Origin of the sequence: Methyloceanibacter caenitepidi, from assembly GCF_000828475.1 — a bacterium.
In the GTDB taxonomy this organism is placed as follows: Bacteria; Pseudomonadota; Alphaproteobacteria; order Rhizobiales; family Methyloligellaceae; genus Methyloceanibacter; species Methyloceanibacter caenitepidi.
Genome location: NZ_AP014648.1, coordinates 3,305,001 through 3,321,189 on the forward strand (window position 1 = coordinate 3,305,001; position 16,189 = coordinate 3,321,189).

The 16,189-nt window shown below is 63.7% G+C and carries 11 protein-coding genes; 3 read left to right on the forward strand and 8 right to left on the reverse strand.

The genetic code is table 11. The features are described from left to right. The first annotated feature begins 575 nt into the window (after window positions 1-575). The gene (locus GL4_RS15820; protein ID WP_052464706.1) at window positions 576-2,411 is read left to right on the forward strand and encodes a peptidoglycan DD-metalloendopeptidase family protein; all 1,836 of its coding nucleotides are present in this window, start codon (window positions 576-578) and stop codon (window positions 2,409-2,411) included. A gap of 449 nt (window positions 2,412-2,860) precedes the next feature. Here GL4_RS15820 and clpB read toward each other — a convergent pair whose 3' ends face one another. From clpB to GL4_RS15865, 8 genes are all read right to left on the reverse strand, one after another. After that, window positions 2,861-5,461: an ATP-dependent chaperone ClpB gene (clpB, locus tag GL4_RS15825; RefSeq protein WP_045368950.1), complete on the reverse strand. Its 2,601-nt coding sequence runs from the start codon at window positions 5,459-5,461 to the stop codon at window positions 2,861-2,863. A gap of 175 nt (window positions 5,462-5,636) precedes the next feature. Beyond that, the gene (locus GL4_RS15830; RefSeq protein ID WP_045368951.1) at window positions 5,637-5,900 is read right to left on the reverse strand and encodes an RDD family protein; all 264 of its coding nucleotides are present in this window, start codon (window positions 5,898-5,900) and stop codon (window positions 5,637-5,639) included. Window positions 5,901-5,970: 70 nt separating this feature from the next. Then, window positions 5,971-6,576 carry a DUF4167 domain-containing protein gene (locus GL4_RS18285; RefSeq protein ID WP_045368952.1) on the reverse strand — a complete coding sequence of 202 codons (606 nt, stop codon included), beginning with the start codon at window positions 6,574-6,576 and terminating at the stop codon, window positions 5,971-5,973. Window positions 6,577-7,005: 429 nt separating this feature from the next. Further along, the gene (gene prmC, locus GL4_RS15840; protein WP_045368954.1) at window positions 7,006-7,872 is read right to left on the reverse strand and encodes a peptide chain release factor N(5)-glutamine methyltransferase; all 867 of its coding nucleotides are present in this window, start codon (window positions 7,870-7,872) and stop codon (window positions 7,006-7,008) included. Then, entirely contained in the window at window positions 7,869-8,957 is a 1,089-nt protein-coding gene (gene prfA / locus GL4_RS15845) for a peptide chain release factor 1 (RefSeq protein ID WP_045368955.1), read from the reverse strand. Before prfA ends, prmC begins: the two co-directional genes overlap by 4 nt. 19 nt (window positions 8,958-8,976) lie before the next feature. Then, entirely contained in the window at window positions 8,977-10,179 is a 1,203-nt protein-coding gene (locus GL4_RS17025) for a helix-turn-helix domain-containing protein (protein ID WP_052464708.1), read from the reverse strand. Between the two features lie 214 nt (window positions 10,180-10,393). Further along, on the reverse strand, window positions 10,394-12,652 hold the full coding sequence (gene ptsP / locus GL4_RS15860) for a phosphoenolpyruvate--protein phosphotransferase (RefSeq protein ID WP_045368958.1): 2,259 nt from the start codon (window positions 12,650-12,652) through the stop codon (window positions 10,394-10,396). An 84-nt stretch (window positions 12,653-12,736) separates the two neighbouring features. Continuing rightward, window positions 12,737-14,029, reverse strand: coding sequence for an aspartate kinase (locus GL4_RS15865; RefSeq protein WP_045368960.1), 1,293 nt, complete (start codon window positions 14,027-14,029; stop codon window positions 12,737-12,739). Window positions 14,030-14,201: 172 nt separating this feature from the next. Between GL4_RS15865 and ubiG the strand changes: the two genes are divergently transcribed. Both ubiG and GL4_RS15875 read left to right on the forward strand, forming a co-directional pair. Further along, window positions 14,202-14,972 carry a bifunctional 2-polyprenyl-6-hydroxyphenol methylase/3-demethylubiquinol 3-O-methyltransferase UbiG gene (gene ubiG / locus GL4_RS15870; RefSeq protein WP_045368962.1) on the forward strand — a complete coding sequence of 257 codons (771 nt, stop codon included), beginning with the start codon at window positions 14,202-14,204 and terminating at the stop codon, window positions 14,970-14,972. 322 nt (window positions 14,973-15,294) lie between these two features. Further along, complete coding sequence (locus GL4_RS15875) at window positions 15,295-16,164, forward strand: class I SAM-dependent methyltransferase (RefSeq protein WP_045368963.1); 870 nt, start codon at window positions 15,295-15,297, stop codon at window positions 16,162-16,164. Window positions 16,165-16,189: the final 25 nt, after the last annotated feature.

A 16,189-nucleotide genomic window follows, 5' to 3' on the forward strand; every position in this document is an offset into this window, starting at 1 on the left:
AAAGAAAATCGATTTGGAGGCCGTTTTCGCCTGCCCCCCTCAATTGTGAGGCCCCGAGGTCACATTCCTGCCCGAATAGGGGGTCAGTCTTTATAGGTATTAACGGCGTGGTAACCATACTTTTCCAGTATGGAGGGACGAAACGCCGAGGGGGACTTGACCGGGATCTAACGCGCTTCCATCTCACAGTCAAAGAGGGCTATTCGAGCTTGCTTCGTGCGGCTTGGGTGAGATGAGAATGCCGGGGATCGAGGGAAACCCAATCGGCTGGAAACTCTGACCTCGCTGAGAGGAATCTATAGACCGCTTCGGCTGTTGGTCGCCTGAGGGAAATCGGGACACGCTCTTAACAAGGGCGTGAGGCGACAGCCAGGAAACGGGGGGATCGCGCATTGTTTAAGCGCCGTGGGGGATTCGCGCGCCGTAAGCTGGGCCAGGCACTTGTGCCGTCCACGCCCAGAGGCCTTCCCACCATCTTTCTGGGCGAAGTCCCATCGGCCAAGGTTCAGCGCGAACTGCCACCTGTTTATCTCTGCGAATCGAGCCACGAAGGACCGGCCCACCGCCTTAAATGGATGGCCAGCACCTGTCTCGCCGGCATGGTGGGCGTCTGTCTGATCGGCGTCGCGATTTACGCCTCCATGAACATGGAGGACGGCTCGGGGATGGTGAACTCCATCAAACGTGCCTCTCTCGCGGCGCTGCAGCCCATCCGCGGCGCCCGGCTCGCACAGGACGCTCAAAGCGTCAGCGGCCAAAAAGAAGATCTCATCCAGATGACCGCCGCAGGTTTCGTAAACCGCCAGGTCATCCACGATACGGTGGTAGAAGATCAGGGCGATCGAGAATTCATCACCATCAAGCCCTACCTCCGCATTATCGCCGGCCTCGGAACCGAAAAAGCCGAAGACACCAGCCACCTCCCTCCCTTCAATCCCTTCAAGCTCTATTCCGACGCGACGCCCATCGGCGGCGGATCCGATGCCGCAGATCCCTCGCTGTCCTTGCAGGTGAACGTCGTCGACGTGCCGGGCGGCCTGCTGCCCGCGACCGACGATATCGAGCTCGATCCCGAGCAGGTGACGTCGATCGTCGCCCGTGCCGCGGAGAACTTCGCTTACGCCGAAGCGCCGCTGGCCTACGGCGAGGAGCAGGGCGAAGCCAAGCTTCAGCTCGCCTCCTACCGCCCCGGCGAGGTCGAGCGCCCGCGCTACACGCCGAACACGACCGTCATTCATAAGCTGACCGACGAAGACGAAGCGTTCCGCGAGACGCAAGTGGCGAATGCCGAGACGAAGCTCGTCACGGTCGGTAAGAACGACACGCTGATGGAGGTCCTTCTCAGCGTCGGCTGCAGCAAGGAGCTGGCGAACGAGCTTGTGGACAGCCTCGATGCCGTGTTCGGTCCCGAGGATCTGAAACCCGGCCAGAAGATCGACTTCCGCCTCGTCGAATCCGAGGCCGATTCGGAGGTCAAGGAACCGGTCCGCGTCAGTATTTTCGCCAGTTCGGGCGACCACATCGTCACCACGTCTCGCAACCGCGACGGCGACTATCTGGCCTCGACCGTCGTTCCCCTCGACGAAGTCGTGGTGACCGCCTCGAACCGCGCTTCGCTCTATGAGAGCTTTTACGAAACCGCCCTCAGGCAGAAGCTTCCGGGCGACGTCATTATGAAGTTGCTGCGGGTCCACTCCTACGATGTGGACTTCAAGCAGAAGGTTCGCCCCGGCGACACGTTCGAAGTCTTCTTCGACGGCGACGGCGCCGGCGAAAAAGCCGGCGAGCTGCTCTTCACGTCGATGACGGTGGGTGGCGAGACCCGCAAGTTCTATCGCTTCCGCACGCCGGACAACACGATCGACTTCTATGACGAGAACGGGTCCAGCGCGAAGAAGTTCTTGATGCGCAATCCCGTCAAGGGCGGCCGCTTCACATCCGGCTTCGGCAATCGCCGCCATCCGCTGCTCCGCCGCATTCGCATGCACACGGGCGTCGACTGGGCCGCGCCGACCGGCACCCCGATCCTCGCCGCCGGCGACGGCACGATCGAGATGGCCGAGCGCCACGGCGGCTACGGCAACTACATCCGCATCCGCCACGCCAACGGCTTCGCCACCGCGTACGGGCACATGACGCGCTTCGCCACCGGCTCCAAGCCCGGCGCCCGCGTCAAACAAGGCCAGATCATCGGCTATGTCGGCTCGACCGGCCGCTCAACCGGCCCCCACCTTCACTACGAAGTTCTGGTCAACAACAAGTTCGTCAACCCGATGACGATCGCCGTGCCCCGCGGTCTCGAACTCGAGGGACGCAACCTGGCAGCCTTCCAGAAAGAACGCCGCCGCATCGATGCGCTGATGGAACTGGACCCCGTCACCAACCGCATCGCCCAAGCCGACATTCAATAAATTTGCCCTACCGCGCTAGCGCGCTACTTGAGGGCCTGATCGTTCGCCCTATCGCCTTAGCGGCTACTTGAGCGAGTCTTTCTTGCCCTATCGCGCTAGCGCGCTACTTGAGGGCATTTGGGTTCGCGCTACCGCCTAGCGGCTGCTTGAGCGCGGCAAGGAACCTCTCTTTGTCATCGCCCGGCTTGACCGGGCGATCCAGTAACCCGTGACGTGCCGGATCACGACGGCCGGTGTGAACTGGATGCCCGCGCTCTCTTTTGTGCGCTACCGCCTAGCGGCTGCTTGAGCGCTGTGAGATTTGGTTTCTGGCCAATCATCTCAGCTGCCTGTCGGCACCACCGAATTCCGATACCTCCAAATTTTTGGCAGGAATTGGCTGAAAGAGCACTAGCGTCGCCGGCAACCAGCTAAACGTTCGATTGCGAAGCATGACTACTACGTAGACCCTAAGCCGCTTCTTTGGCCGTCGCGCCGTTGAATGTCAGCTCGCCGTCGCGGACGGAGACCTCGACCGTTTCGCCGTCATGAACCTTGCCTTCGAGGATCATCTCGGCCATCGGGTCTTGCACGTATTTCTGGATCACGCGCTTCAAGGGCCGCGCGCCATAGGCGGGGTCGTAGCCCTTGTTGCCGAGCCAGGTCTTGGCCGTCTCGTCCAACACAAGCGTGATCTTGCGATCGGCCAGCAGCTTTTGCAGGCGCTGCATCTGGATGTCGACGATGTTGGCCATGTGCTCGCGGCGCAGGCGATGGAACAGGATGATCTCGTCCACGCGGTTCAGGAACTCGGGCCGGAAGTGCGAACGCACCACCTCCATGACCTGGGCTTCGACCGCATCCGAATCCTCGCCCTCCGCCTGGTTGACCAGGAACTCGGAGCCGAGGTTCGACGTCATGATGATCAGCGTATTGCGGAAATCGACCGTGCGCCCCTGCCCGTCCGTGAGGCGCCCGTCGTCCAGCACCTGCAGGAGGACATTGAATACGTCCGGGTGCGCCTTCTCGATCTCGTCGAACAGGATGACCTGGTACGGGCGCCGGCGGACCGCTTCGGTCAGCGCGCCGCCTTCCTCATAGCCCACATAGCCGGGAGGCGCGCCGATGAGCCGGGCCACCGCGTGCTTCTCCATGTATTCGGACATGTCGATGCGCAGGATCGCGTGTTCGTCGTCGAACAGGAATTCGGCGAGCGCGCGGGAGAGCTCCGTCTTGCCGACGCCGGTGGGGCCTAAGAACATGAAGGAGCCCAGCGGCCGGTTCGGGTCTTGAAGCCCGGCGCGGCTGCGGCGCACGGCGGTGGAGACGGCCTTGACGGCCTCTTCCTGGCCGACCACGCGGCGGGCGATTTCGGTCTCCATGGCGAGCAGCTTCTCGCGCTCGCCTTCCAGCATCTTGTCGACCGGGATGCCGGTCCAGCGGGAGACGACGGCCGCAATCATGTCGGGCTCGACGACTTCCTGGGCCAGCGCGCCGGTGGCGGATTCGCTCTCTTCGAGCTCTTTCAGCTTGGCCTCGAGACCGGGGATCACGCCATAGGCGAGCTCGCCCGCCTTCGTGAGATCGCCCTCGCGCTGGGCCTTTTCCAGCGCAATGCGGGCCGTGTCCAGGTCTTCCTTGACCTTCTGCTCGCCGGCGAGCTTGTCCTTTTCCTCCTGCCAGCGCTGGGTGAGCGCGTTGGCGCTCTCCTCGAGATTGACGATCTCTTTCTCGAGCTTCTCCAGACGGTCCTTGGAGGCGGTGTCGGTCTCTTTCTTCAGAGCCTCGCGCTCGATCTTGAGCTGCATGAGGCGCCGGTCCATCTCGTCCAGCTCCTCGGGCTTGGAGTCCACCTGCATGCGAAGGCGCGAGGAGGCCTCGTCCACAAGGTCGATGGCCTTGTCGGGAAGGAAGCGGTCGGTGATGTAGCGGTTGGAGAGCGTGGCCGCGGTCACGAGCGCCGCGTCGGAGATGCGCACGCCGTGATGCAGCTCGTATTTTTCCTTCAGCCCACGGAGAATCGAGATCGTGTCCTCCACGGTGGGCTCGCCCACGAACACGGGCTGGAAGCGCCGCGCCAGCGCCGCGTCCTTCTCCACATGCTTGCGGTATTCCTCGAGCGTGGTCGCGCCGACGCAATGCAGCTCGCCGCGCGCGAGCGCGGGCTTCAAGAGATTGGAGGCGTCCATGGCGCCGTCGGTCTTGCCCGCGCCGACCAGCGTGTGCATCTCGTCGATGAAGAGGACGATCTGGCCTTCCGCCGCCTCGATCTCCGACAGGACCGCCTTCAGCCGCTCCTCGAACTCGCCGCGATATTTGGCGCCCGCGATCAGCGCGCCCATGTCGAGCGACAGCACCTTCTTGTCCTTCAGGCTCTCGGGCACGTCGCCTTTGACGATGCGCTGCGCCAAGCCTTCGACGATGGCGGTCTTGCCGACACCCGGCTCGCCGATCAGCACCGGATTGTTCTTCGTGCGGCGGGAAAGAACCTGAATGGTCCGGCGGATCTCCTCGTCACGGCCGATGACGGGGTCCATCTCGCCCTTCTCGGCGGCTTCGGTGAAGTCGCGGGTGTATTTCTTCAGCGCGTCGTATTGCTGCTCGGCGCCCGCGCTGTCGGCGGTGCGGCCCTTGCGCAAATCGTTGATCGCCTCGTTGAGGCTCTGCGGCGTGATGCCGGAGTCCTTAAGGATCGCGGCGGTCTCGCCTTCGCTCGTCATGGCAAGCGCCTGCAGCGCGCGCTCCACGGTGACGTAGCTGTCGCCGGCCTTGGTCGCCATCTGCTCGGCCTGATCGAGCGCCCGGCCCAAAGCCGGCGTCATCTGCGGGGACTGGGCGCCGGAACCGGACACCTTGGGCAGCTTGGCAAGCGCCGCATCGGTGCGGGCAAGAGCCGTCTTCGGGTCACCGCCCGCGCGAGCAATGAGCCCGGCGGCGAGACCCTGATTGTCGTCCAGAAGCGCTTTCAGAAAATGTTCGGGCGTGACCTGCGGGTTGCCGTCGCGCAGCGCGATCGTCTGCGCGGCCTGCAAGAAACCCTTCAAGCGGTCGGAAAGTTTTTCGAAATCCATGTCGATCCCTCTTTAGGCGGCCAGAAATGAGGGCAGGCCAGAATTGATGAATTGGGGCGGGCACCACTGAGGACCGGTCATACCAGCGGCGTGTTAACGGACATATAGCGAGGGTTTTCTCTCAGAAAAGAGGGGCTTGCCTTGCGCTGCCACAAAAAATGGCAACGCCGCGCTGCTATCGCGTCTTCAAGATACGCTGCCAGAGCGTACCGCCGAGATATTTTGAGAACACGACGAAATAGGCGATGAGCACGCCGAAGAACAGAAAGGCCGGACCGCCGTTCAACTCGAACCCGTCCGCCGTCAGACTGCCCGTGGCGTAGCCGATCACATAGCCGGCGACGAAGAAGATCGTGAAGAAATCGAGGATGCCGGCCAGAACCTTCCGCCATGTGGAGACGGGCTTAGCCTCGGACGTAACAGGTGGCGTTTCGGTCATGGGGCCCCCCACTGAGATCTTGCGAAGCCCATCCTATCCGTTTGCGCTGCGCGCGAGAAGCCGGAGCCGTCTAGTTCACGGCGCCGGAAGCGCCCTCGCTCTCCTCGGCGACTGCCACATCGACGGGCTGATCGGAGCCGTTCGCTTCCGTGGTGCCGATCGCCTCAGGGGCAGGCGTAGCTTCGGCGGCAGGCCGGGCCTGCGGGTTGGCTTGCGCCTCCGCAGCCGCATGAGCCCCGTTCCGCCGCTGCCGGCCCCGTGCGCGGCCACGGCCTTCGGATGAAGCGCCACCGGCCTCCTTGACGTCGGAATCGGCTCCGTCACCGGCATCGCTCTCGGCCCCGTCGTCGTCATCTTGCCGGTTTCGGCCACCGCCTCCGTTGGCCTGCTGGCCTTGCGGCTGGTCCCCAGACTGCGGCGCAGCGGCGGCGGCCTGCGAGTGGGCCGCCATGATAATGCGGTTGTAGTGCTCGGCGTGTTGGAGATAGCTCTCTGCCGTAACCATATCGCCCGCCGCCAACGCATCGCGCGCAAGCGACATGTACTTCTCGGCGACATGCGACGCGGTCCCGCGGATTTTCACGTCCGGTCCGTTGGATTCGTAGTTCCGCGCCAGTGGGTTCTGGGGCTTGCGGCTACGGCCGCGACCCCTGCGATTCTGCTGTCCTTGCCTCATAAGCCTTATTCACCTGATTGGCGGCGCACACGCCGCACTCATCGCTCCCTGGTCTGTGATCTTTGGCCAAGACCAACCGAGCATGCTAAGCGCCCGGAAAGCCGGCTTGGCCTTGCTAGTTTTTTCAGCGGTTCTTTTCTTGCTGCCTTGTCTCAGTCGGTGTCCGACGCGAAGCGAAATGCCTCTGGTGCTAGCGTCGGCACGGCAAATTTGTTTTGCGATACGACGGCTCCTGAACGTCTCGAGAGGCGCGAGGCGCCTGTCAATCGAGGTTCTGAAAGGAAATCCGCGGTGTTGCCACGCAACCGGCGACGCCTAATCCCTGCTGCGGCTCGCCATATAGTGTGATTTCTTGTGTAGAACCTAGCCCGAACATCCAGACTTTCCAAGCATATTTTTGGCACATCGGCGGCTGCGGCCCGCGCTGGTTTACGAAAACTTGGCACGGACACAGCGGGGGAGACCGGCAAGATCGGACCGAACTCCGTCCTCTGCGACGATCAGCCCTGCTGCCCGAAAGATGTCCACAACGCTCGCAGCCTGGGTGCACCCGATCTCCACCTGCAAGGCGCCGCCGGGAGCGAGAAAACGCGGCGCACCGGCAGCGATTCGCCGATATGCCTCGAGCCCGTCCGCCCCGCCATCGAGTGCGGTCAGGGGATCGTGGCAGGCCACTTCGGGCGCGAGTCCCGCGATCTCCGCGCTGGCAATATAGGGCGGGTTCGAAACGATGATGTCGTATAGGCCGGTCAGCCCCTCGAACCAATCGGCGGCCACGAACTGCGCGCGATCCGCTACGCCGAGTGCCGCCGCATTGTCCTGGGCGAGCTCCAACGCGCCGGGATTGATGTCTGTGCCGGTGCCTACCGCTTCGGGCAATTCGGCAAGAAGCGTCACGAGGATGCACCCCGACCCTGTTCCAAGGTCGAGAAGGCGCAAAGGCCGCCCGCGAAAACCGTCGCTTCCCGCGAGATCCAGAACGGCTGCAACCAATGTCTCCGTATCCGGGCGGGGATCCAGCGTATGCGCGTCAATCTTGAAGTCGCGGCCGTAGAACTCGCGGGTCCCGCGGATCCGGGATACCGGCTCTCCTGCGAGGCGGCGCGACACATAATCGTCGAACAGCTTCTCGCATGGCGCACTCAACGGTGCGCGGCTATTCACGATCAACGCTTCGAGCGACAGCCCGGTCGCGGCCTTCAGAAGGGCGCGCGCATCGAGCGCGGCCGTGTCGATCCCGCCCTCCCGCAGAACCTGTGCAGCGCGGGCCTGTGCCGATTGGAGGCTCAGGCTCACGCCTCGCTCTCCTCCATGGCCGCGAGCTGGCTGGCCTGGTCCTCGGTTGTCAGGGCCTCGACGATTTCGTCGAGCGCGGACTCTCCCTCCAGAACCATCTGCAGCTGGTGCGAGGTGAGACCGATGCGGTGATCGGTGACCCGCCCTTGCGGAAAATTATACGTGCGGATGCGCTGGGACCGGTCGCCCGAACCGATCTGGCTACGCCGGTCCTGAGCCCGCTCCGCATCCAGCTTCTGGCGCTCCAGATCGTAGAGCCGCGCGCTCAAGACCTTCATGGCCTTGGCCCGGTTCTTGTGCTGAGACTTCTCATCTTGCTGAATGACCACGAGGCCCGTGGGCAAGTGCGTAATGCGCACGGCGCTGTCGGTCGTATTCACCGACTGCCCGCCCGGACCGCTGGCGCGGAAGACATCGATACGCAGATCCTTTTCGTCGATCTGGATGTCGACGTCCTCGGCCTCCGGCAACACGGCAACCGTCGCCGCCGACGTATGGATGCGCCCTTGCGCCTCGGTCTGCGGCACGCGCTGAACCCGATGCACGCCGGATTCGTACTTCATCCGCGCGAACACGCCCTTGCCCGTGACATTGGCGATGATTTCCTTGTAGCCGCCCGTCGCACCCTCGCTCGCAGACAGGACATTGACCTTCCAGCCGTGCCGGTCGGCGAAGCGCTGATACATGCGGTAGAGATCGCCCGCGAACAAGGCCGCCTCGTCGCCGCCCGTGCCGGCGCGCACCTCCAGGATGGCGCTCTTCTCGTCGGCGGCGTCCTTGGGCAGGAGCTGCACCTTGAGATCATGCTCGAGCTTCTCGATTTTTTCGGAGAGAGGCCCGATTTCCTCTTCGGCAAGCGCGATCATGTCCGCATCGGAGCGGTCGTCGAGAATCTCCTGCAGCCCTTGCTTTTCGGTTTGGGCTTCGCGCAAGGCGTTGATCGTGCCTACGATCGGATCGAGTTCGGCGAATTCACGGGACAACTCCACATAGCTGTCCTGATCGGCGCCGGAGGCCAGGCTGCCTTGTATGGCCTCCCAACGGGCGACGAGCTTATCGAGCTTCTCAGCGGGAATCGTGGTCATGGCTCAAGGAAATGAGGGCTTAGAAATTGTTCGGCAGCTTGTCGGCTTTGCGGCTGCGCGGGTCGTCGGGATCCAGAACCGGATCCGACGTATTGAAACCCGACGATAGGCCGCCGTCGCCCGAGGATCCGCCGAACACCATCCATAGGCCAAGCAGCAAGACGACTGCAAGCAGACCGATGATGCCCCATTTGAGAAGGCGCGACTTGGAGGGCTTGGTCTCCTCGTCCTCTTCCTCATCCACGAGTTCGAGTTCGGGCTCGCCCGGAAAGCTGGCGTCGTCCGCTTGCGGGTAAGCACCACTCTCCGCATTCTGCGCGGCGTTGGGATCGGGGGCATAGCCGGGATACTGGGGATAGGGCTGCGGCTCGCCGGGAAAGCTGGCATCGGGGAAACTCGCATCCGCCTGTGGCTGCGGTGCGGCCGGTCGCGGCTGCGGCGGCTGCCCCACCGGTTGACCGGCAGTTTCACCGTCGGGCCAAGCCGTACCGAACTGCCCCGGAGCCCCTTGCGACGGCTGGGGCGTGGAGCCGGTTCGAGGCGCTGCGCCCGGCCAGGGCGCTTGCGGCCCGCCCTGCGGCTGAGGCGCTGCGCGCGGCTGCGGCGGTGTCGGCTGCGGTGCCGCTGGCTGCGGCTGAAGCGGCCGTGGCGCCTGTGGCTGCGGCGCCTGAGGCTGGCGGGCTTGGGGCTGAGGCGGCTGGGATTGGGGCGCTTGGGGTTGACCGCCCTGCGGGGCTCCCAGTGGCGCGTTCGGCCACGCCGGCGCCTGGCTCGGCGCCGCTTGCTGCGGCTGAGGCCTGGGTTGTTGCGGCGCGGGCTGTTGTTGAGGCTGCGGCGTTCCGTTGGCCCAGCCCTGAGGCGGCTGCCCCTGCTGCGGTGCCGGCCGGCCTTGCGGCTCGGGGGAACGCCCGCCCGCCGGGGGCACCATGACCGGAACGTCCTGGACGGGCTTCGGGCCCAGTTCCACAACGCCGGCTTCGAGCTGAGCGTAAATGCGGCGGAGCAAGGGACGTGTATCGAGATTGAGCAGCGTGCCGTAGGCGCTCACCACGCGGCACGTCTCCGGCCACGGCGGCAGGGCGTAAATGGCGCCCTGCTCCAGCGCCTGCACGACTTCGACGGGCGCCGCGATACGCGAGGCCAGATCCGCCTCGGTCAGATTGCTTGCGGCTCTGAGGTCCCGAAAAAGATCGGCCACTTCCGCATCATAGCCGGCAGACATTACTTCCAATCCCGTGAGTGCGTAGCCGCGACTCCCCCGCCCATGCGGCCGAGGAGCCTACCCAATAGCGTCAGATCCGGCCGCGTTTTCCCCAAGACCGGACAGTCCCCCTATAGCAGATTAACACAAGCCCAATGGCTGAGAGTTTGCAAGCCTTTGACGCGCGGCGCAGATTCTCGGGGCGGCACCGCACGGGCCCGGAATGCAGTTCCGGCTAGATCTGTACCCCTGTTTCGGCAGCGAAACGCTTCAAATCTTCGCGCAAGGAGGTCGTCCGGCGATCCAACATCTCTTCCAGCCGAGTCTGCAGGCTGGAGGCATCGAGCGACAGGACCATGGCTTTGACAGGCCCCACCGAGGCCGGCGCCATGGAAATGGAGCGGAACCCAAGACCGATCAGCGCCATGGCCTCGAGGGGCTTCCCCGCCATCTCGCCGCACAGGGTGAGGGGCGTCTTGAAGCGCTCAGCCTCTCGAACGATATGCCGCAGCGCGCGAAGCGCCGTCGGACCGAGCGAATCGAAACGGCTCGACACGCGCTCATTGCTGCGATCCGCCGCGAACAGGAACTGCAACAAATCGTTGGAGCCGACCGAGACGAAATCCGTCAGGGGCAGAAGGTGGTCAAGCTGCCACAACAGCGACGGCACCTCGACCATCGCGCCCACCATCAGCTTCGACGGCTCCGGCCGGCCATGGGTCTTCAATAAGGTCAGTTCGTGGTCGATGAGCCCGCGCGCGGCTTCGAACTCCGACACATCGGAAATCATCGGCAGCATGATGCGCATCTCGCGCCCTTGCGCGGCGCGCAGCAAGGCGCGGATCTGGGTGCGGAACACCGCGGGCTTGTCGAGCGCCATGCGGATGGCGCGCCAGCCCAAAGCCGGATTCTCCTCCGCGCCGCCGCGGAAGTAGGGAATGACCTTGTCGCCCCCGACATCCAGGGACCGGAACACCACCGGTCGCCCGGCCGCCTGGTCGAGGATCGACTTGTAGAGCTTCGTCTGCTGCTCGAGCCGCGGGAAGGTCTCGGAGATCATGAACTGAAGCTCCGTCCGGAACAGCCCGATCCCGTCCGCCCCGGATTGCTTGAGATGCGGCAGGTCGAACAACAGGCCCGCATTGATCTGCAAATTCACGCGCTGGTCGTCGAGCGTGACCGCCGGCACCTCACGCAAGGCGGCGTATTGAGCTTGCTTGCGCGCCTGGAACCGGACCTTGTCCGAATAGGCGTGGATCACTTCCTGGGTCGGCCGCACGTGGAGTTCGCCGCCTTGACCGTCGAGGATCACCGCGTCGCCGGGCTCTACGATCTCGACCACGCCCTTGCACTGGGTGATCGCTGCGATACCGAGCGCGCGCGCGACGATAGCCACGTGGCTGTTGGTGCCTCCCTCTTCCAGAACGAGACCGCGCAGCCGGTGGCGGTCGTAATCCAAGAGTTCGGCCGGCCCCATTGTCCGCGCCACAACGATCGCATCCTCCGGGAGCGCCCCGGTCGAGGCCGTCGCCGTCTCGCCCGAGAGCAAGCGCAACAGACGGTTGGACAGGTCCTCGATGTCATGCAGCCGATCGCGGAAACGGGGATCCGGCATACGCATCATTCGCGCGCGCGTATCGTTGCGGACGCGCTGCACGGCCGCTTCGGCCGTCAGGCCCGTCGCGAGCGCTTCGTCCAGACGCCGGCGCCACCCATGATCGTGAGCGAACATGCGAAAGGCTTCGAGCACCTCATGATGCTCGCCGGCGCGCGCGAGATCGCCGCGCTCCATCATTTCGTCGATTTGGCCGGTCAGTTCCTCGATGGCCTGCTGCAACCGGCTCCGCTCGTGCTCGGCGTCCTCGGCGATGAGTTTGGTGACCACGATCCGGGGTTCGTGCAAGACGATGTGCCCCAGCGCCACGTTTTCCGTGATGGGCTGACCGACGAAACGGACGCTTTGATCGCGGCCCTTTTCCGCCGTGACCTCCTCGGAAATGATTCCGCCCGAGGCAAGCGTGTCGGCGATGACCATGGCCGTCGTCTGCAGCGCCTCGACTTCTTCATCGCTGTATTGCCGCATGGTGCGATTCTGCACCGTGAGAACGCCGATCGTGTGTCCGCCGCGCAAAATCGGGACACCGACAAAGGAATGGTAGATCTCCTCGCCGGTCTCCGGCCGAAACGAGAAGGCCGGGTGATGCTGGGCGTCCGCGAACTGCTTGGGCTCGGCCTGCTCGGCAACGAGACCCACGAGACCCTCGCCGGGTTTCAAATGCGTGTTGTGGACCGCGCCCGGATTAAGGCCTTCGGTGGCGACGAGTTCGAGCGAGCCGTCACGGCGCCGCAGGTAGAGCGAACACACCTCGGCCACGATATTGGAGGCGATCAGCATCACCACCTTGTCCAGGCGTGCCTGCGCGCTCTCGTGTTCCGCCATCACCTCCCGGAGGCGGCGGAGCATCTGCCTTGGAGCACCAACGGATGCAGCCATAACGATAAGTCCCGGACCATCCGCTTTTTGGGCGGATTTCGAGCTTCCCCACTGTGAACGGCTAGAGTAGCCCTATTTTCGCGTCTAAGGGCCGTCCAACCCAAAAAGGGTATGCAAGGTTCGCACCGCGAGCTCGGCATAGGCGGCGTCGATCAATACGCTGATTTTGATCTCGGACGTCGATATCGCCTCGATATTGATGCCCTTTTCGGCAAGCGCGCTGAACATTTGGGCTGCAACGCCCGCATGGCTCCGCATCCCGACGCCAATGGCCGAGACCTTGGCGATATCGGTCGCCCCGCGCAGATCGAGGTAACCGATTTCGTCTTTGGCCGATTTCAGCACTTCGAGCGCCCGGTCGAGATCCGCGCTCTGAACGGTAAAGGTCAGATCCGTGGACTTCCCATCCTCGGACACGTTCTGCACGATCATGTCGACATTTATATGAGCGTCCGACAGGGGGCCGAACACGCGCGCGGCCACGCCCGGTTTGTCGGCCACCTTCAGCAGGGTCACCTTGGCTTCGTCCCGCGCGTAAGCAATTCCACTGACGACATTCTGCTCCATGATCTCATCCTCATGGCAAACGAGTGTACCAATCCCCTCGCCCGTGTCGGGGTTGCCGGGCATGTCCGGCGCATCGAAGCTGGAGCGCACCAGCACGGGCACACTCCATTGCATAGCCATTTCCACCGAGCGGGTTTGCAGGACCTTGGCCCCTTGCGAAGCCATCTCTAGCATCTCCTCATAGGAGATGCGGTCCAGCCGGTGCGCCTTGCTGACCACGCGGGGGTCGGTCGTGTAGACCCCGTCCACGTCGGTGTAGATATCACAACGATCGGCCTGAAGCGCCGCGGCGAGGGCCACGGCACTCGTATCGGACCCGCCCCGGCCGAGCGTCGCGATTCGATTGTTGGGCGCGATGCCCTGGAAACCGGCGCAAACGGCGACTTCGCCGCCGAGCATCGCCGACTTGAGGTTGTCGACCTCGATACCGGTGATGCGGGCCTTCTGATGCGCATCATCCGTTCGCACGGGGATCTGCCAGCCCTGCCACGAGCGCGCCTTCACCCCCATGGACTGCAGCACCAATGCCAGAAGCCCCGACGTCACCTGCTCGCCCGACGAGACAACCGCGTCGTACTCGCGGCAATCGTAGAGCGCGGAAACCTCGGACTCTCCCTCACCGCCGGCCTTGTAGCCCCAAGCCTCTTCGACCCAGGCGACGAGCTTGTTGGTCTGCCCGGCCATGGCCGAGACTACGACGGCGCAGGCGTTCCCGGCATCGTGCTCGCGCTTCACATGCGCGGCCACGCTGCGGATCCGATCGATATCCGCGACCGAGGTGCCACCAAATTTCAATACAAGCAGAGACATGCCGGCTCACAAGAAGAGGGCCGGCCCTTGGGAGCGGGACCGGCCGGAACATTCGGGTCTTTCTACTGATAAGGGTTGCAGCCTGCAACAGGGCACGCAGGACTTCGGCCATTGCTTTGACTAGGCGAGGCATGGCCTTGACAGGGCGAGGCCTGCCGCCGCCAATGCGCCCATGACCGCATCCCAGGATACTGCCGCACCTGCCTCCCCTTCGACGCTCGACGCCGGCGAAGTGGCGCAATTCGCGAAACTCGCCGAAGAATGGTGGGACGAAACCGGGCCTTTCCGACCGCTGCATCGGCTGAACCCGACGCGGCTCGCCTATATTCGCGACCGGCTCTGCGCACAATTTGACCGGGATCCCAAGGACCCGCCGTGCCTCGAAGGTCTTAGCGTGCTCGATATTGGATGCGGGGGCGGCCTCATATCCGAGCCCCTGACGCGTCTCGGGGCCTCGGTGACAGGGATCGATCCCGGCCTGGAGACCATTGCCGCGGCTAAGGCCCACGCGGCAGGCGCCGGGCTCGAGATCGGCTACGAGGCGACGACGGCGGAAGCCGTTGCAGAACAGGGCCGCCGTTTCGATGCCGTCCTTCTCCTCGAAGTGGTCGAGCACGTCCCCGACGTGCCGGCCTTCCTCGCCAGGCTCGCGCCTCTCGTCGCCGATGGCGGCGTCATGATTCTCTCGACGCTGAACCGGACACTCAAGTCATACGCACTCGCCATTGTCGGTGCGGAATACGTCCTGCGCTGGGTGCCTGCCGGCACCCATCAATGGGACCGGTTCGTGACACCCGAGGAGCTGAAGGCGGCTGTAGCCGGCGCCGGGCTGCAATCCACGGACCTTACCGGCATGACCTATGATCCGTTGGCGGACGATTGGCGGCTCTCGCACGATACGGACGTGAATTACTTCATGACGGCGACGAGACCGGCCTGTTAAGACCCGCCGCACAGCATACCTTCGCGTCCGCCCACTCCTCATTGGCGCGTATGACGACCTTAGGTGCCTTGCAACACCGTCAAGAAAACCACCAAGAGCGTAGGGTTTTTCGCGATGTCTGACCATCGTCGGCCGCTCGCTTGAGAAACGTGACGCGCCCATGCTAGGTTCACAAACCTAAGCCAAAATAACATTGCCTCCCTACGGGACCGCTTCGGCGCGCCGCCATGGCGCCTGCTTGCCGTTTCACACATGGAACGCGGCAGCCGAAACACGGCTTGCCCGATCCGACGCAAGGGGAGCGATCAAACCGGGAGGACCGATGCTGGACGATCACCGCTACGACGAACTCAATGACGCCAAAGCGACGATGGATCACATCTACGATCACGCCGATCCACGTGCGTATTTTCGAGAGCTGAAGAGTGTCGGGTACCAGATTCCAGGGGCCGCCAAGCCCGTCCTCCAAAAGCTGATCGAGCTGCGGCAAAGAAAAACCGGCGACACCGTCCACATCTTGGATATCGGCTGTTCCTACGGGATCAATGCGGCGCTGCTGAAACACGATCTGTCGATCCAAGACCTCTACGACCGCTGGGCAGAGTTGGGGCACGCCGGCGCCACCGCCGAAGAAATTATCGAGAAAGACGCCGACTTCTTCGCCCAACTCGACCAAGTTGAAGACATCGAGGTGATCGGCCTCGACGTCGCCGAGAACGCCGTTGCGTACGGCGAGCAGGCGGGCCTTCTGGACCGAGGCCTTGCTATGGATCTCGAGACCAAGCCTCTGCCCCAAGACGTCTGGCCGGATCTGGCGCCCGTCGATTTGGTGACGTCCACCGGGTGTGTCGGCTACGTCACGGAGAAAAGCTTCGAGGAACTCCTGCCTGCGGTGACAAAGGGCGCGCGTCCCTGGTTCGCCAACTTCGTCCTGCGCATGTTCCCGTTCGATGCCATTGCCGAGACCCTCGGCAAAGCAGGCTTCGTGACGGAAAAGCTGAGCCAGCGGCTGTTCGTCCAGCGCAAATTCGCGTCCAGAGACGAGCAAGAAAAAGTTCTAGAGCACCTGACCGAGCAGGGCATCGACCCCTCGGGCAAGGAGACGCAGGGCTATCTCTTGGCTGAACTCTACCTGACCCGCCCGCGCGATGAGGCCGCTGAAGTCCCCATCCAACGCTTGTTGGCGGCTTGAGCCAGGAACGACTGCAACAACACAA